Source organism: Nocardia spumae (genome assembly GCF_020733635.1).
GTDB lineage: Bacteria > Actinomycetota > Actinomycetes > Mycobacteriales > Mycobacteriaceae > Nocardia > Nocardia spumae.
On the sequence record NZ_JAJFZL010000001.1, the window covers coordinates 1,161,350 to 1,181,163 of the forward strand.

The 19,814-nt window shown below is 66.9% G+C and carries 1 protein-coding gene (cut by a window edge); it reads right to left on the reverse strand.

The window, feature by feature from the left end; genetic code table 11:
* A protein-coding gene (locus tag LKD76_RS04725; RefSeq protein WP_227985501.1) for an amidase family protein crosses the window boundary here: on the reverse strand, positions 1 to 19,629 show its 5' portion. Its footprint begins 15,702 nt before the window's first position; only the first 19,629 of its 35,331 coding nucleotides appear in the window; it begins with the start codon at positions 19,627 to 19,629; its stop codon lies beyond the left edge, outside the window.
* Positions 19,630 to 19,814 lie beyond the last annotated feature (185 nt).

Genomic DNA, 19,814 nt, shown 5'->3' on the forward strand with positions numbered 1-19,814 from the left:
GTCTCGGTGGAAATGATCGCCGATTTGCTTGCCGGTCCGGCCGGCGGCGAGCAGTTCCAGCAGGTCGGTCTGCTCATCGGTGAGGTGGTCGGAATTGAGATCGACGGTGGGAAGTCGACGGATATGGGCGATGTTGCGGAGGAAGCTGTTGACAGCGCCGCGGAACCGGACCGGGTCGGTGGGGAGGGATGATTGATTCCTGCGTGGCCAGTTTCGCCGGATGATTCTTTTCTGCTCGTCGTCGAGGGTGTTGGATCGCAGGCTCATATCGAGTTCCGCGAAGGTGGTGTCGGAAAGAAGGGTGGTGGCCTTTTCGATCGTGATGGGATTGGTGGTGCCCGCGGTTACCATGCGCAGGATGTCGCGGCGGAATCGGGCCGCATCGAGGTGTGTGGGGAGAACGATTCGTGTTGCGTGGTCGAGCTGTCGCTCGAGGGTGTCGGTGTCGTTGTAGTCGGCGATAGTTCGGGTAAGGATCTCGGTGGTGATGTCGGCGACCACGCGTGGCTGGTTCGGGAAATATCCGGCCAGCCAATCGGTGAGGTCCTCGCCGTACTGCTTTCGTAGTGCGGCGGTTGCCCTTTCGGAGTCACCATCGGTGCGGTGTCGGCGGATGGTGCGCTGCAACTCGGGGTCGGTGGACGAACTGTGGGCTGCCGAGGTCGCCTCCCGTCCCGAGGCGCTCTCGGGGGGTGTGGGCTCGTCGTTCGCGGGATTGCCCAGGATGTGGAACCCGGACAGGTCGTGAGTGGCGTTGTGGCCGGTTGCGACAGGCGATGCCTGGTCTTCCTGGGTTCCGGGGAAGGCGGCGAAGTACCGGAGGCCGGGGTCGGTGTCGTCGCTGTAGCGGGTCTGCCAGTCGTCGATGTGGCGCATGCGGGGGACGCCGGGCTCGTCGGGGATGAGGTTGTCGGTGACGAACAGTTCGCCGCCGATGTTGTGGAATGTCCATGCGTGTGCGATTCCGGTCGTGGTGTCGGCGGCGGCGACGACGGCTATTTCGCCGTCGCGCAGTGTGTTCCGGATCGTCGTGAGGGGTGTGGTGGTTGTGCCGGTTCGCGGGTCGTGCCGGGTGTGAACGGGGCGCGTCAGGGCGCCGATGGCGCGGTGCAGGGCATCGAGGTCGGTGGCGTAACGCTCGGGGATGGTTCCTCGGTCGCTGCCGTGTGCCCACACTGTCCGGGCTACGTGGGTGATGCAGCCGATGGAGCGCAGGGCGTTCACTGCTTCGTCGACGAGCCGGCGCGGTTCGGTGGGTCCGGTGAGTGTGTCCGCGACGAGCCGGGCGGTGTCCGCGTCGGCGGTCGGGACGAGTGCCGAATACAGGCGCTCGAGCTCGGCGCGTGCTGTGCGGGCGATGGTGATGGCGGGCTCGATCGCGGTCAGGAGGTCGACCGCGGTTTTCACATGCCGCGTGCCGGTGTCCACATCGCCGGTGCCGAATGCGTGTGTCGCCGCGGTGATCAGGTCGGCGAGGTAGCTGCCGGCCGTGTCGGCTCGGTCCGGCAGGGACTCGGCGCGGGCGAATGCCTGTGCGCGGTAGGGCAAGCGACGGACCGCCTCGGGCGAGTTCCGGTCGGGACGGGCGGTGCCCAGGACTACCGTGTGGGTGCCGTCCGGCATACCGGGGCGGCCCCGCAGCTCCACCACCGGTTTGCCGTCGACGGACAGGACTCGGGCCGCGGCGGGTTGTTCCCGGGTGGTGTGTCCGGCGACGAGTTGGGCCCGGGTGTCGTGGTGGATCGGTGGAGCCGGTGTGTTGCCGGTGTCCCGTAGCGAGGTGCGCAGGTACTCCACCCGCCCTCGGACATCGAATCGGCGTATCACCGATCCGGCGGCGATGGTGCCCATGGCCGCCGTCATCCCGATCGCGGCGGTTGTCGATCCTTGATTGGCGACGAGCGTGCCACCGGCGAGCCCGGCCAGGGAGTAGGCGGCGATCCGGGTGACGTCGATGAAGGCTTTGGCCCGACCGCGCCGGTCCGCGGGCACCTTCCGGTTGAAGTAGGCGTTGGTGTGTACGCCCGCGGCGCCCAGGACCACCCAGCCCGCCGCGTAACCGGCCCCGCCGATGAACGGGTCGTTCGTGGTCGCGGCGAGCAGGGCGCTGGCCGCCATTCCGGTCAAACCGACGTACCTGGCGGCCAGCAGTTTGTGGACATCGACCTTGCTCAACCATCGTTTGGGCAGCGAGTTGCCGATGATGCCGCCGATCGAAGGCATGATGAATGCTGCGGAGGTCTGGGCGCCGGACAGGCCGGCCGCGGCCAGCGAGTGAATGAAATAGAAGTGCTGCACGCCCAGATATCCGTTGGTGACGACGAGATTCCAGGTGTAGTTGCGCAGGATCCTGTCTTGATTCAACGCGTCGAAACCGGCTGCGAACACCGTCCGCAAATGGTCCCGAATCGTTTTCCGCTCAGTGGTTTTCGGAGCAGGTGGCAGTTCACGGACCTTGCGCAGGCCGTTCACGTTGATGCCCGACGCCGCCGAGTCGAGTCCGAAGATCAACCACGGTTCCAGCGCTCCCGCGAGGCTGGTCCCGATCGTCCGGGAGAGATTGGATACGAAGGCGTTGTATTGACTGTATCCCTGATTCAATCGTTCGTTGTCCCCGATGATTTCGCGGTTCACCCGGAATGCGGCCGGCCCGTAGACGGTGTCGGCCGCGATGTTCAGCACATTCGCGCCGATCAGGATCGGAACCATGTGTGGCGCATGGAATCCCGATGTGACAGCGGCGGCGGTGGAGGCGGCGAACATGGCCAGCTTGGCCCGCTTCATCATTCCGGTGGGTGCGATGGTATCGGCGAGGTAGCCCGTGAAGGGGGCCAGCGCGACTCTCGGCACATCCGATAACGCACCGACGATGGCCGCGGTCTGTGGATCGATGCCCATCATCAGCAACATGAGCGCGTTTTGGGATGCCGTGGTTCCTATCTCCGCTACCAGTTGACCGGAAAAGAGATTCCGAGCCTCGCCGCTGGTGCGGATCAGGCGGAGCAACGATCCGTTCGAGTCCGCGTCGGTATCGGCTGTCGACTGCTCGGCTGTGCCGGTGTTCGGGTTCGGCTGCTCGCCTTTCCGGCGTGCGGGGTTGGCGTGGGCATCGTCGTCGACCCGCGGATCGTCGGCGAAGACGATGGTGGGGTCCTTGCCGAGGTGGGTGACGAGTCCGGTGCGATTGGCACGGGTAGCCGCACGGGGCAGGTCGAGGGCTTCGTCGTCCCGAATGATGCGTCCGGCGGAGGCGAGATCCTTTGTTTCGGTAGGCTTTTCGCGCCCAGTCTCCGGTAGCGCTCCGCTCGCGGATTTATCGTCGGAGTTCAGCTCTGTGGCAGTCCAGGGCGTGACGCGGCTCGGTTGGTCACTGCTCGTCGGTCGCTGCGGTTCCGGGGCAGCCGTTGCGGATTCGACGGTGGCCCAAGGTAACCGAGTATCCTCGACCCGGCCGGCGGCCGGCGTGACGGCGCCGGGTTGTTCGGCGCCGATGCGAGTGTTGGATCCGGCTGTCTGTTTCCCGCGGCGGTTGTCGAGGGTTTCGGGCCGGCCGGTGGTGTCGAAGGTCAGGACGGTGAAACGTGCGCCTTGGCTTTCCAGTTCTTTGCGTCGGTCGTGTGCCTTTCTCCCACTCAGGGTCTGTTCGATGGTGTTGCCATCGGCATCGAGGACCACTGTGCCCTCGGGGTCGCGGCGGAGTTCGTGGAGCAAGAGCTCCCCGCCGGGGCCTCTGGCGAAGGTGACAACGTGTGAGTTGATGTCGTATTCGTCATCGAAGCCCGCGCTCTTCTTCGGGTACTCGACGACGAGATATGCGAGGGTCGTAGGCAGGTCAGGATTTTCGATGGACTCCGCGAGTTCCCGGAGGGTGGGGGTCGTCGTGAGGGGCTTCTTCCGCGCGGTGTATTTCCGGTAGTGCCGCGCGCGGGTGTACTGCAGGAACTCGCGGGGATGGAAACCGGTGTATCGCAGAATGAGAGCAGCGTCGTCATCGGGTACCTCGATGGTTGTCGCGGTGTTCGCGTCGGCGAAGTATTCGTGGCCGAATCGGAGTTCGGAAATTCCGCACGCCGCCGCGACCGTGGATCCTGCCGCGATGGGCGACGATGCCAGAGCCTGCTGCACGAGTTCATCGACGCGGAGTGTCGATTGCCGGGATCGAATCGCGACGAGGTCCGCTTCCCGGGTGGTACCGGCGTCCGGCGCGGTCGGGGTATTTCCGGGGCGCCCGTGCATGGTCGTGGCGATGTGCTGGTGCCCGCCCGCGCGCTCACCGGCGATATCGAGTACGCCCTCGGCGATGCCGATAGCCACCATCGCGGAGCGGACGTACGTGCCGAGTTGTTCGCCGATGGTGCGGAGGTGGTCACGGACCCGCGTTTCGGGGAGGTCGAGGACGGCGCCGATCTGCTTGTCGGACAGCCCTTCTGCGACCAGTCGCAGCACGTGTGTGGCGTCCTCGGACAATCCGACCTCGCCGGGCCGGGGGGCACGTCTCAGATCGGTGATGTCGAGGTACCCGCGGCGAGTTGCCTCGGCGACCAGCGTCGCGGCGTCGGTGGCACCGAACTTCGCGATCAGTTCTTCGAACACCGTTGTGGCGGATTCGGTGGTGACACGCCGTCTTTCGGCTATTGCTCCGGGGCCTGAGCCGGTGGCCGCGGCCTTCAGCAGCTGCCATTCGACGTCGGTGAGATAGCTGTCGGCGTGTGCCAGATTGTCGGCTCGGGCGACCAGGTGCGCCAGCCGGTGCAGTGCGCCGGCGACGACGGTGCGGGCCACCGTGGTGGTCAGCGTGGTATCGGCGGCCAGTGCTGTGACGGCCTCGTCGAGTGTGCCGTGGTGGGCGATCAGCGCGATCACCGCGGTCTGCTGCGTCGGCGACAGTTGCGGTAGGTGAGCCCGTATGGTGGCGAGGTTCGCGGTGGCGAGTGTGGTGGCGACGGGGTCGCCGGGTGCCACTCGTTCCAGGGCGCGGTAGGCGGCGGCGAGTTCTCCCTTTGTCGCGGTGGTGATTTCGTAGCGATCGGGTTTCGCGATGATTCGGCGCAGCCAGGCGCGGATCGGTTCGACGACGCGGGCGGCGGCATTACTGCGTACCAGTTGCCGGCCGGCCGCGGCGCCGGCGAATGTCCCCGCGGCAGCGGCGGCGGTCCAGCCGGCCACGGAGGGATCCACCGGGATCAATGCTCCGGCGATCGCCCCGCCGAGCAGATAGGTTGAGCGGCTCGTCGCCACGAACAACCCTCTGCGACGGCCCTTGAACGCGGGCGGAATGACTTGCTGGGAATATCCCCACATAGCCGTGCCCATGGCGCTGCTGGTCGCCGAATAGGCCGCCAAGCCCAGCGCCGCGGCGAAGGGAGAGGGTATGGCCGCTTCTACGGCTGCGACCGTGGCCGCCGCGGTGAGGATAACGGCCTGCGCGTTCTCCGCGGCCCCGGCGCGCACCCGCGGCCGGCGTCGTGGTGGTCGGTCCTCGTTTCCGGTCGACCGGCGCCGGTTGATCCATTCGACGAGCCGCGTGCTGGCGGCTCCGCCGAGAAACGCCCCGACCGCGGGTCCCAGATTGGCGACCGATTGCTGCGGGCCGGTGAGTCCGTGTTCGTGCAGCAGCGAGGCGAAATACAGGCCCTGGAAGCCCAGATACAGATTGAGCATATCCATGCCACGGTCGAGCCGGTTCAGCACCGGAGTCCGCTTGACGAACCTGCGGGCTTCCGCGTAGCTGTCCCGGAACCTCGTGATCGCCTCGACAGAGCTGTCGAGCAGTCTCGTCATTTTCTCCGGCAACGACTCGGATACTGCTGTCGAGTTCGCTCGCTGCGGTCCGGTCGCCATGTCGGGGAGTAGGCGGAACGTCCACCAGTTGATCAGGAATGTGAGGGCGTTCAAGGCGAAAACCGACGCAGACGACCACGCGAGCAGCAGCGGCCCCAGTGCGGTCCCGAGCGTTGTGACGATCGGGGACACCATGTTTGTGAAGCTTTGCAAACCCGCAGCGTGATCGGGGCCCACAATGAGCTCGGTGATCTTTCCGTCGGTGACCTTGCGCAGTTCATAGGCGATCGCATCGGCGAACATGGTCGCGGCGACGAAGATCGGTAGGAAGGGGGCGTCGGTCACGATCGCCGCGGCGGTGGCGGCCGGCAGGGCCGCACCGATCAGCTGGCCCCCCTGGGCGAGCTTCATCAGCTTCTCGGTATCGGCACCGTATCCGGCGTACAGGGCGGCGAGAATATGAGGGATCTGGGAAGCGGCGACGATCGCCCCGGCCGGGCCCGCCCCGAACATGCCGACCGACCATATGGCGAGGGCGGATTCCATGACGGAGTCACCGAATGCTCCGATCTGGGTGCCGAGCAGGCGCCAGCGGAGATCCGCTTCCGTGCGAAGCCGCTGCCGGAACGAAATCTGTTCCTGACTACCGTGATCGGAGTTCGGTACCTGTGGCGTGCGGTCGCGGCGCCACCGTAGCCAGCTGCGGACTCGTGCGAGGAAGGGACGGCTCGCCGGTCGGTGCCTGTTCCCGTTCGGGGCGGCGGATGTAACGGTGGAGTCGGGGCGGTCGCGGGACTGTCCGAGTGTGGTGTAGGAGGTCGGGATGCTGCCGGGGCGGTCGCGACGCCACCGCAGCCAGGTGCGGACCTGGGAGGCGAAGGCGCGGCGCGGCCGGGCGGTGGGTTGGTGGTTGTCCCCGCCCGGGTTTTCGGGTGGGCCGGTGATGTCGATGCCGGCGAAGCTCGGGTGGACTTGGGAGTCGATGGGTGCGGTGCGTGGAGTGAGGGTGCCGTGGTCCGCGGGGTCGAAGTAGGCGACGTAGGTGTGTTCGGGGCTGGTGTAGGTGGCTTTCCAGTCGAGGTAGGGGCGGGGGTCGCCGCCGGTGAGCTGGTCGTGGATGTAGGTGTTGGTGAGTCCGGTGGTGCGGTCGGTCTTGCGAGTGATGATGTAGGCGTGCGCGTTGTCGCCCCTGCCGACGATGGCGACGGCGAAGGTGCCGATGGGTGCGCCGCGGAGTGTGTCTACGACCGCCTTCATCGGGTCGGCGGATTTGTGGAAGGGGGTGGTGGGCTGGTGTTGCAGTCCGGCGGAGGTGGCGTGTTCGAAGTCGGCGGCCGCGAGGCCGGTGGTGGGGTTTACGGGGAGGCCGTGTTGTCCGAGGATGTCGACGACCCAGGGCATGCAGGCGAGGACTTCTTCCGGGACGGCCCGGGTTCGCAGATAGCCCACGGCCTGGTCGAGTACGCGGCGCGCGGGGCTGTCGGCTGCCAGTTCCGGTGCCGTCGATACGGGATTGGGGTCCTCGATGAGAGTGCGCCGCAACCGGTGCAGCGGCCCGAGCGCCGCTCGGAGTTCGGCCACATCGGAGAATCGGTTGAGCAGGGCCATGATCGCGTCGAACAGGGTGGACAGATGAGCCTGCGCCTGTTCGCGATCGCCGTGTGCGAGTTCATGGGCAGTGACGGTGATCAGGGCCGAGAGATAGTCCGCGCCGACGGCGGCGTAGTCGGTGAGGGAATCTCGCAGACCGGTGAGGTGGAAGGTGCGGGCGAGATCGCGCAGGGTGGCGAGCGCGGTCGCGACGCGCTCGGGATTGACGACATAGATACCTTCCGATTCGATGGCGTCGACGATCCGCACGAGCCGTGCGACCGTCGCAACTTCGGTACGGACCCCGAGTTTGCGTGCGGTCCGGCGGATCCGGCTGTCGACCGCTGTGCGAGACATGCCGAGGATGGCCGCGATCTCGTCTCTGCTGCGTCCACGCAGTCGGTGGACGAAAATCATTGCCTCGTCCGAGGTCACGAGACTGTCGAGGCCGGGGACCTCGGGGCCGGCGACCAATCCACGACGGACGGCCTCGGCCACGACCAGCGGCATCCGGAATTCCACGCCGAGGTCATCCGCGAGACCGCGCAGGATTTCGTTCACCTGCGCGGTCTTCAGATTCAGTTCCCGCGCAACACTTTTCCTGCTTCTCCCTCGGACCAGCAGGCTCAGTACGCGTTCGCGATCGAGCGCACCGAGAATCATCGCCACGGCCTCGGCGTCGCTGTGCGCACCGAGTTTGCGCACAGCGGAGTGGACTGCGACGTTCACGGTACTGCGGGCGATTCCGAGCGATTCGGCAATCTCGAGCCGAGACCTACGAGTCGTGAGAAGCTGGAGAACTTGCTTCTCTCGATCGTTCAGGACCGCGATATCGAATACCGGATTCGGGTGCGCGGGTATCTCGCCGTCTCGGATGGCCTGGGTCAGGGCGTAAAGGCTCTCGTGCCGGGGCCCGCCCGCGATATGGACGAATTCTCGATATCCATCGATGTCCGTCGTGGCCCGGCCTCGAACGCGTTCACCGAATCGAGCGACCGCCTCCGCTGTCCGCTTCCGGCGGACCTTGTCCGCTATCTCCTGTTTCAAAGTCGGCGCGACCGCAATATTCAGTGATTCGGCCGCGTAACGGTAGGCCTCGAGGACTTCGAGCGGAATGTCCTGGTAGGACATTTTGCCCAACGCCGGGGCTTCCAGCAGACCTCTCAGTTCGCCCAGGATGGCCGCGGTGACCTGTGCTGGAGACCGCGGGGGCTCCACCGCCGAGCGAGCCCCGTAACGGATGAAGGTCTCGAAGGAAATCTCCGGAGCGACCGCATACAGCGTCTGGAGTTTCCGGTAGAAGAACCTGCTGGTGCTGACGGATCGGCGCAGATGACCCGGCCAGCTGACCACGACCGCGGCTTCGATCGCCGGAAGTCCCAGCTTCTCTTCGAGCAGTTTCATCGATTCCACGATGTTGCCCTGAGTATTTTCCGCCAGCGGCTCCGGGATGAAATCCAGTGGCCGCGTGCCGTTTTGCAGGGCTATCAATCGGTAGCGTTCGGCCTCCGTCATATGCGGCCGTTGGGGCTTGTCCTCGGCGCCGAATTTCTTGGTTGCGGTGCCGTGTATCCGGTCCCATCCGGAGGTCACCACTATGACCTTTTCCGGCCCGAGCATGCGGACGACCTGATCGAGGAAGACCGCGGTTCCGTCCTCCGGACTGCCAAAGGCCAGCAGGATGATCTTGCCGTCGCGCTCGAGTTCGGGAATACGCGCGGGCGTCAGCGTCCATTCGGGGTCGAAACGCAGATAGTCGTAGACTTTTTCGGCCGCCGCCAACGCCGTGTCGGCGTCGACTCCCTGCGCCTCGAGCTGCTGTTTCCAGGCTTCGAGCGGATCATCGGCGCCGGGGCCTTCCTGGTCCTGATCGGCGACTACCAGTTCGCCGCGGTCCTGCCCGGTTGCTTCGGGCTGTGTGGTGGCCTGCTGCGCGTTGTTCCCACGCGCGAAACCATGGCCGCCGACCATAGTGAACTCGCCCATCGTTCGCGCCTTCGCACGGCGAGAGGATGTGGGCGTGTGGTCGGAGAGTGGATTTTCGCCGACGGCACCGACGGCGTCGGGAACGGTGCGGGTGGCGGCTCGGCCGGCGCGGTTCGTCGAGGTTCCCTCCGATGGCGACGCTTCCGGTTTCGGCTGGGGTCGTTGGATATTCGAGGCGAGCTCGCTCGCTCCGGGGACGACATAGATTCGAGGGTCGAGGCGGCCCGCATTGGTCCGATCGACGCTGCCCACTGTGCGCAGAACCTTGATCTCGGTCACGATCGCCCGGCCGTTGTCGAATCGTGGCCGGGCGTTCTCGTCGAGGGCGTAACTCACCGCAACGGAATCGATCGCCGCGACCTGGGACCGCAATCGGGTTACCAACGCGGTGGTATCGACCATGCCGTGTTCATCGCGCGGAACCTCCCAGGTCTCGGTGAACGGTTCGATCCGCAGCACCGGGAATTCGGCCGCCGGCCCGGCGCGGTCGAAGCCCCACGCCGATACTTCCGGTGAATCCATCGCATCGGCGACCGCCATCGTCGATTCGGGCGTGCCGAAGGCGGTCGCGGTCTCGGAATCGGTCGCCGCCGGAGGACCGAAGGCGGCGTGCACCTCATCGAGGAACTCGGCGATATTCTCCTCGCGCAGTGCGGATTCCGGATTGCCGGTGAGGGACTTGCCCATCATCCGGAGTCCCTGTTCGATTTCGTAGAGCGAGTGGTGCGGTATCAGGAACGGCAGCATCGCGGCGATGAAGTCACCTTCGGATACGCCCGGCGGCCGCAGCCACCCGAATCGGGCGACTATCCGATCGGCGGTGCCGGAAATACCCGATCTGGACAGGATCTCCCGCGCCGCGAGGTCCTCGTGAAGGTGTGTTCGCGGGTTGAGGTCGACGAGCGCGTTGCCCTGCCGCCACGGTAGCTCGACCGTGTACCGGGCCGGATCGAGACGGCCGGCGTTGACCGGGTCGATATACCCGGCATCGTGGTAGACGTGAACTGCGATCACCGATTCGTCGCGGTAGATCGGCAGAATGTATTCGACGGTCGGGTCGGCCGCCCGCAGGTCTGTTTCGAGCCGGTCGGTGTCGACCTTGCCCTGTTCGTCGTACGGGAGTTCGGCGCTCGGATCGAGCTGGTCGATCCGAAGCACTCGGGGGCGACGGAGAAGCCCGGCGAATTCGCGGGGCGACAACGGCATACCGAACGCGGCCAGATCGCTCGAGGTGAAATGGCGACGTCGCTGTTCGGCCGCCGGACGCGATCGAGTCAACTCGTGACGCTGCTCGTATTCGACGAAAGCGGAATCGGCGCCACGGTTGTGCACCAGGGTATGGCGCACCTCTCGCAACATCGCGGCCGTAATCGTCGTTCCGGGAGCGAAGGTCGCACGCACCTCCGCCAACATGTCCACATCGAGCCGCAGCGCGCGGGCCCGTGTCTCCCAGCCCTCCTGATTCAACAGGCGGGCAATCCCGTCATCGAGGGTGAATCCGGTCGCGGTCTGTCGAAGTTCCGCGTTCCGGATCATCGCGTTGAGCATCGCCGACATCAGTTCACGCAGATTTCCCTTGGCGCGCAACTCCTCCCACGAAGACCAGTGCGGAATCATTCCGCCCCACAACGTATTCTCGCGCGCGTTGAAGGTGCGCCACAGCGCAGCGGGCGATGCCTCCGGGAGCAGGCCCTCCAGTACTTCGAACAGACGATCCAGAACCGCTATGACGGCCGCCCGAGGTTCCGGGCGATGGTACTGATATCGCGCGATGTCGATCTCTTCGGTGACTCGCTGGTGCGACCGCCCCTGCTCGGTCTCAACCTGGCTGTTGTCGGGTGGGCCGGTGACTTTTCGTTCTTTGTGTTCGTTGGCTATTTGGGGTTCGGTGGGTGCTTGGTGGGGGGTGAGTCCGTTTTCGGTGTTGGTGTATTCGATTGTGTAGGCGTAGTCGATGTCGGCGTAGGTGGGTTTCCAGGGTTGTGTGGTGTCGGTTGGTTCGGTGTGTGCGGGTCGGATGCGGTGGTTGCCCGGGATGAGGTTGTCGGCGACGAAGATTTCGTCGCCGATTCGGGTGGCGAAGTAGACGTGGGCTTTGGCTTCTCGGCCGGTGGTGTCGTCCGCGTTGTGGCCGATGACCGTGACCACGGTGTCGAGGTGGGGGTTTTTCTCGAGTTTTTCGAGGGCCAGGCGTGCGGGGTTGTCGACGTCGGTCAGAACGACCTTCTCGAGGTGGGTGCCGAGGTTGGCCGCGGTGTCCTGGATTCGATGGTGCCGGGTGGCGTTGTCGGGATCGGTGTTGTCGATGCCGATAGCGCGCAGCATGTGGGCGATCCAGGGCATGCACTCGAGAACCTCGGTCGGGAGTTCTTGCTGCCCGGGCGCGTCGTTCGCGAGTCTCGGCGACAGTGTGCCGTCGATCTCGGCCGGCGTTGCCGACAGCAGCCCCGCCACGGCCGGACCGGGGACGAGTTCGAAATCCTCTTGTCTGCTGGATGGTTCGGCGATCGAGATCTCGTTGATCGAAACGCCGGTTCGCCCGGGCGCGGCAACGTCGAGATTCCCGCCGCTCCTGTTCGGCGCCGCGGGGTGCGACCGATCCGGTGTGTGGATGTCGATGAGTCCGGCGCGGATGGCGGTGGCGGTGGTGGCCGCGGCGGTGTTGGTGCCCAGGCGGTGTCCAAGGTAGGTGAGGTAGGCGCGCACCTTTGCCTCGGGGATCTCGAGTTCGCCGGCGATCTCGGCCGCCGGCCGCCCTTGGACGGTGCGGGTGAGGACCTTCGTCTGGACAGGTGAGAGACGCAGTGCGCGAGCACTTTTCGGCAGCACGATGGTGGTGAGGTCGATATCACCGCGGCGGATCGCCGCGGCCACGGTGCCGGCGATGGTGGTGGTGCCGAGAAGGGGCTCGAGCTCCCGGATGAAGTCCGGTATGAGATGCGGGGGCAGGCGGAGTGATCGGGCGATGACGGCGTTGGGCGTGCCGACGGCGAGCAGTTCGATCAGGGCGATCTGCTCGCTGGTGAGGGTGGGGCCGGTGGCGGTGGTCGACAGTGCGGTGGTTATCGATCGGAACAGACGGTGCAGTGCGCCGTTCGCGATGGCGCGCACCGTGTCGGGCCGCCAGTGCTCGCGGGGGGCGGTGTCGGCGTTGTGGGCTCGGGCGATCTGTTGTTCCGTGAGCCCGCCGCGATATCGCAGCCCGAGAATTCGGCGCTGGCTGGGGTGGAGCTGATCGAGGTGCCGCTGCAACATCTCCGGAGACACGCTGATGAGAGCGGAGCGTGCTTCTTCGCCTTCGGGGGAGTCGTCGAGCGCGGCGTAGGCAGCGGCGAGCGCCCGGGGGAAATGGCGCTCGTCGACTGTGCCGCCGGGAGTTTCGGTGTTCTGGGTGCCGGGGTTGGGGGCTCGTCGGTTCGGGTGGTGCGCGGGGTCCGGATCGGGTTCTGCGGCGGGCGAACGATGTTGTGGCCAGTCGGGTGCGTGGATGTCGATGAGCCCGGTGCGGATGGCGGTGGCTGCCGAGGCGGCGGGGGTGCGGGTGCCGAGCCGGTGTCCGATGTCGGTGAGGTAGTTGCGGACCTTGGTGTCGGAGATGTCGAGTTCGGTGGCGGTCTCCGCCGCTGCCCTGCCTTGCGCCGCGAGGGTCACGACCCGGGTCTGAACGGGCGAGATATCGAGTGCGCCGGGGTGTTCGGGTAGTGCGATGGTGGTGGGGTCGAGGTATCCGTAGCGGATCGCTTCGGTGACGCTGCCGGCGATGGTGGCGGTGCCGAATTTGGTGCCGATGGTGAGGGCGAGGGCAGGCACTTGCTCGCGAGGTATGCCGAGTTGGGGGGCGATGACGGAATTCGGTGTGCCGGTGGCGAGGAGATGGACTGCGGCGGCTTCGGTGTCGGTGAGTATCGGCTGGTTCGAGGTGACCGCTGGTGCGGTGGTGAGGGTTCGGGCGAGGGCGTGGAGCGCGCCGACGGTGAGGGCTTGGATGGTGGCCGGTTGCCACTGTTCGTCCGCGGTGGCGCGGGCGTTGTGGATCGATGCGGCCTGCTCGTTGTCGAGGCCGCGTTGGCCGCGGCGGTAGCGCAGGTCGAGCGCTTCGCGCTGATTGGGGGTGAGTTGTTCCAGTCGCTGCTGGAGCGCGGCGAGGGGAAGGGCGGTGAGCAGGGAGGCCAGCGCGTCGGAGAACTGGTCGGAGTCGCGGTAGGTCGCCACGAGTCGTTGGCGCAGCGTGCGCAAATTCCAGGCCGTGTCGTTATCCATCCCCGGTGGCGCGGCATCGGGGTCGAACTTCGGTTGCGGGGTGTTGTGCTGACCGGCATCGGCTGGTGGCGTGAAGGTTTGGTGATCAGGCCGCGCCGTCTCGGTGTCGGGCGTTTCCGAATCGCCGGGAGTCGCGGGCGTGTCGAACAGGGCCTCGAAGTCGATATCGGCGATCTGCTCGCCGACGGCGGCGGTGAGTTGTGTTATGGCGCCGCTCTGTTCGGTGGTGAGCTGGGCGCCGGACTGTATGGCGGCCAGCGCACCGGTGATAGGGACCGTATCGGGTAGATGTCCGAATCCGTCGAGCAGTGCGTTGTGTGCCTGTTCGAGCAGCCAGGCATCGGGGGTCGCCTCCGCGGGGACGACCCATTGATTGCGTTGTGCCGCGGCGAATGCGGCGAGCGTGAGGTGCTCGGTGAGCTGTTGAACCGGCGCGGCGGCGGGGCCGCGCGGATCCCAGCCGAGGGTGCTCGCGAGTTTCGCGTTCAGCGCCTGGCCATGCTGCACCAGGAGTGTGACGAATGCGCCCGGTTTTCCCTCCCGGGCCTGCTGCCAGGCGTCGTCGGGCGTCGAGTCCGTGCCGCGACCGGATACCGGGCCGGAATCCGGAGTCGGGGTGCGGTCGGCGGAGCCCGTGGCCGGTGCGGGCCGAGGTGGTGGTTGCGGCGGTCGCTCCGGTACGGACGTGTCGGTGTCCTGGTTCACGGCCGGTGGCGCGTTGGCTCTGTAGGTGGTGTGGTGGCGGGAGGCCAGCAGGTTTGCTTCGACGGCGGCCTTCATGGCAGGGACCGCCTGATCACGAAGGATGGTTTCGGTGGCGGCCTTGGCTTTCGCGGCAGCACCGACCTTTTCGCGGTTTTCCGGTGTGTCGTGTGTGCGCAGAGCTCGCTCGGCGGCCGTGTGGTTTTCGGCGGCTTTCTGGTAGAGCACGATCTGCTGGACGACACCGTTGTCGGCGACCGTGCCGCGGAAGTCCTCGGGTGAGATGTAATGCACGGTGCTGCCGGGGGTTCCGCCGTTCTCCCGGTCGTCGCCGGAGCCGCTGCGGGCGGGGCGTCCGTCGACCTGCTGGTTCACTCGTTCCGAATAGGCCGGGCCGCCGGAGGTTTTGCCCATGACGCCGCCGCGATCGATGGCCGCCTGCGTCGGTGTCGGGTCGGCGCCACGGCTGCCGTCCTTGTTGGTGATGTAGATGGTGCCGAGGTCACCGAATTCCTTGATCTTCTGGCGGACGAGCGATTCGGCGGCGGCATTACTGCCGCCGTGTTCGGCATAGAAATCCGCGTCGACGACCTCGTATTTCAGCTCGAACTTCGCGCCGTATTTCTCAGTGAACCGTTCGTGGCCGATCTCGTTGATGTAGTCGATCAGGCCCTTGCGCCCGGATTGCGGGTCACCGCGGATATCGCCGTTGTCCAGCATGACCACCCACTGGGGCAGCCCCTCCTGCCGATACGTCCCGGTCTCCTCGTCGAACACGATTTCGGCATCCCTGAGTATGTCGCGGGCCATTTGTTCGAGTTTGGCCGAACTGTTCTCCCGAAATATGGGTTCGAGCCGCGTGAGCTTCGAGGTGTAGTACTTTCCCATTTCCGATACAGGACCGACGTTGTAGTCCTCGTAGAGCGGTGTTTCGACGTATTTGAGCGTTCCGGACAGTCCGGTCGGCCGGAACAACAGCTCGGTGCCGATCAGCTGCTGGGCCGACATCCGCATCGAATGTTGCTGCTCGGCGCGGATCGGGACGCCCTCTTTGAACTCGACGAACTGAGCCACGCCCTGCCACCGGACCTCGGAGGACTTGGTCCGGTCCCATTGCGGTTTGTCGGTGGTCTCGGAGGCGAGGATGCCGATCTTGCGCGCGGTTTCGGGCTTACCGTTCTCGCCCGATGCGGTGTCGGCGCTCTTCTCGCCGGTGACCGTTTCCTCGTAGACGATGTAATGGGTCCGGCGCTCGACACCCCAGCGGGCGTTCGCGGCGTGCGCGAACAGTTGCGCATCCTCCGCGGTGACCGGCTCGCCCCCGTCCCTCTGGAGTTTGGCGATCGCGGCCTCGGTGGTGCGCGAGTTCCACATCCCGCGCGTATTGTCCGGGCGGCCGAAATCGGCTGCGGTCAGGCCGTATTCGCGCTCCGCGGTAGTCAGGCGTTGCCAGATGCTCCTGATTCGCGCTTGCTGTTCGGGACTCGCGTCTTCGGCCGCGCCGGGGGACAGCACACATTCGACCTGGCCGTCGTAGATGGAATCGAGTTCATCGATGGTGAGCTTTCCGGCGGGGAACGGATCGTAGCGTTGTTGAAGCCCGTGATCGGCGGCGGCGAGGTCGAGCTGCTTCTTGATGGCGTCGATCGGTGGTTTCTCGTTGAGCCACATGCGCAGCGCTTCGATCTCGTGCGGGGAGGCTCCGGCCGCGGCCAGTTGGTCGACCATGTCGTTGGCGACCTTCAGCGCCCGGAATACGTAGTCCTCCTTGGTGCCGACGACGATGCGACGGCGGCCTTCGGGCAGTTCGGGCAACGGGCCGTCCTGATCCATGCGGACGACATCGACACCGACATCGCCGTCCGGCCGCACCAGGAAGTCGTGCAATTCGCCCGCCAGCTCGCCGGCCAACAGGTCGCTACTGGTCCAGGCGTGGGCGGTGCCGTGATCGACCGCGTCGGAGACCAGGCTCATCACCATCACCAGCGTCTTCCCCTCGCCGGTCTTCATATCGACCGGACCGTGTTCCAGCGCCAGAAAGGTCGCGACCTGGGTTTCGCGGGCGATGCGATGGCGATCGTCGCCGCGGCGGATCCATTCCGTCATCGCGGCGATGCGCTCTTCGGTTCTGCCCCGTGTGATCGCGGTGATCAGCTGTTTCGGCCCCATTTGTTCGATCGGTCCGAGACCGCCTATCGCGCTGGACAATTCGCGTATGGCACCGATCGCCCGCGCCGCGGCCAGCGCGGCACGAACTCGCTCATTCGCTACCGCCTTGAAGACGGCGGCCCGGTCGGGGAGCGCGCCGGATTCGAACGCCCGCATCAACGCCACGCCCGCCTCGTCGGACAGTTTCACCAGCGCGATCACGGTTTCCCGGATGGTGGCCTCACGCAGGGCCACCGCCGCCTGGTAGGCGTCCTGTCCGAGCGTGAGCGCGAGGGATGCGCGATCGCGGGCCTCGACGGTGTGTTCGTGGGCAGCGACCGCGGCGTCGTGTTCGGCGACCGCCCGGGCGAGCGCGGCCTGCGCCTCCCGGCGCTCGCCGGCGGCTCGCTCGCCGGCGGCGACCGCCTCGTCCCGAGCGGCGTGGGCCTCTGCCTGCGCGGCACGCGCCTGCTCACGGGCCGTCTCGGCGTCCTCCCGTGCGGCGCGGGCCCGCTCGTCGGCGGCGCGGGCCCGCTCCCGGGCTTCGCGCGCGCGGTCCCGCTCGGCCAGTGCCCGCTCGCGTGCCTCCCGCGCCTGCTCATGCGCTCTGGTGGTGGATTCGTCACCGGGGACCGTGTTTTCGCGCGTCCGGGTCAGCTGCTCCTCGGCGACGCGCACCTGTTCCTGTGCCGCGCGCACCGCCTCTTCGGCCGCGAGCAGCCGTTTGTGTGCCGCGCGAGCCCGGCGCTGTGCCGCCCGTACCTCCTGTTCGGCCGTGCCGCGTCGCTCGCTCGCGGTCAGCGCTTCCTGTTCCGCGGTGTCGGCGCGCCGACGTGCCTCCCGGGCCGTCTGTTCGGCGGCGCGCGCCTGCGCGGCACGCGATTCCTGCGTGGCCTGTGCCTGCTCCGCCGCGCGGCGGGCGGATACCTCTCGGTTTCGGGCCTGCTCGAGCGAGACTTGCTGTTCGGCCACCGCTTCCTGGGCCTCATCCCGGGTCTTTGCCGAGGTGTTCAGGCGTTCTACTTCGCCTTCGCGGAGCTTCGCGGCACGCTGCTCCTCGCGCGCGATCTGTTCCGCGATATGGCTTTTCGCCTCGGCGGGAGTGGCGTCGGCCGGCACCGGCTGAACGTCGCCCGCCGGGGTCGGGGCCGGGGGCGGTAACGGCGGCATCCCGACCCGGCTCACATCGGCCATGACCGGTGTGACATTGCGCGGCGCGTCGAGTTCGGCACCGGACTTCGAGATCTTCGACGGATCGGCATCGCCCAGCGGTGCCGCCGAGGCTGTGCGCGACTCCGTACCGGCGAGGGCCGGTGTCGACGCCTTGCCGTCCGAGGCCACCGCCGCGGGGCCGGAGGGTTCAGCGAGCTCGGGTCGTGCCGTCGACTGCGCCTGTGCGGGCTCGTCCCCCGATTGCGGTGCGGCATTGAAGGAGTCGTCGCCGTCGAGCTTCTGTGGCACTTGCCGATCGGGTGCGACAGCAGCCTTCTGCCCGGGTTCCGGCAGTGCGGCAGCATCTTTCGATGTCTTCGCGGCGACGCCGGGCTCGGCTACCGGGCCGCCCTCGTCGCGTTGCCGCGCGGGCTCGGGGGTCGACTTCGGTTGCGCCGTAGATTCTTTCGCGGGGAATGCGCCCCGCTCACCGGCGCCCTGCGCGGTGGTTGCGGTGCTCGGCCCGGACTCCGCGCCGTCCACCGGCCTCGGGTTCGGAACCGGTTCGGCCGCCGGCTTCTCCGCCGGTATGGCGCGGGGTACGACAAGCGATTCGGACCGGTTCGAGATGGGTGGCGTCGAGGTCTCCGGCGCTGTGGACTGCTGCCCCTGCGCCGGAGGCTCGGTCGACACCGCGGGCTGATCCGCGGCTGTCTTCGGAATCCGAATATTCTCGGGTGCGACGGCATTGACCGGGCGTTCCGGCAACGAGGTGTGTGCCTTCGCGACCTTCGCCCCCTCCAACTCGCCCGCGCGGTTGCTCTCCCACCACGGCCGGCCCGGCAACGCGCCCAACGCCGGCGTCTTGATCGCCGTGCCCGCACTCTCCCCGGTGGGAGAGTTGTGCCCCGGCTTGCCCGACTCGTCGTGGACGCTCCGGATCTGGTCCAGGATCCGAGCCACCTCGGGGTTGAGTCCCTGTGCGTCGAGCATCGGTTCCGGCGCGTGCGTGGCCGATTCGTGGTCGACCGGCCGGGCGAGCAATTCCGGTGCGCGCGTGGACACTCGGATCTGGCGTGCCGAATATGCGGCCGATCCGAGGAAGCCGGTGGTGATGGCCGGGAGCAGACCTTGAGACACGGTCTTCCAGGTGAATTCGCCACCCGATGCGGCAACGGAGACGGCGGTTCCGGCGACGCCACCCACGAGGCCGGCTCCCGCGCCGATCGTGGCGGCGCCGCCGAGCTGGAGGAGCATCCGCCGCGCCGCGGTGGAGGCGAGTTCGGCCCGCGCGCTGACCTTCGGTATCAGCCGCTTGCCCAGCCAATGGCCCGCCACCCCACCGGCGATGCCGCCGGCCAGCCCGGCGCCGGTGGCCACCGCGAACGACTTCAGGTCGAACTTCTCGCGATGCCCCTCGTGGATCTGATACGCCTGGATACCGGCGTCGATTCCGCCGACCTGCAGCATCCCGATCACGCCGGCCCGTACCGCCAACTGCATGGCCGAACGTTCCGTGGCGGCGCGAAGCCCGTGCACGGCAACCCATTCCAGCAGGGCCTTCCAATAGATCGTGAGTGTCCGATCGGTGGCCTGCCGGACGAAGTACTGCTGGGGCACCGCGGTCGCGCCCATGGTCAAGGCCATACTCGCGAGCGACGCTGTGAGAATGACCCCGAACGCGGCCGCCTGCAGCGTCATGAACTCGCTCTGGGTGGCCTGCTCGTGCGCCTGTTTGGCGAGACTGTCGCAGTAGTCGGCCTGTGTCCGGAAGCTACCGGCTGTCTTGCGGCACTGATGAACCAGTGATTCACTGGCCTGCCCGCTGCTCGTCGCCGCGGTCCGGTCGGCCAGGGCGTCCAGCTCTGCGGCCTTGTCCCGGCACCCCGTGGCGGTGTAGTCCCAGTGGTCACCGATCGCTCGCAGACCTTTTTCGTCGGCGCGCGGGACATAGCCGATGAGACACTCGACAACGACAGGCGGAAGCCCCTGCAGCACATCGAGACTCATCGCCTGCCCTACCTCGCCGCTCCCAACAGGCGGCGCACCCGTGTTCCACTCGATCGACGGAGCCATCATCCCGGTGGAAACGGCATCTTTCCCCGGATGGGAATAACGGCGGCTCGCCTGTACCGGGGGTGGGGTACCGGTGCCGCGGCAGTCGGTCGAGCGTCGCTCAGGGAACCTCGGACCTG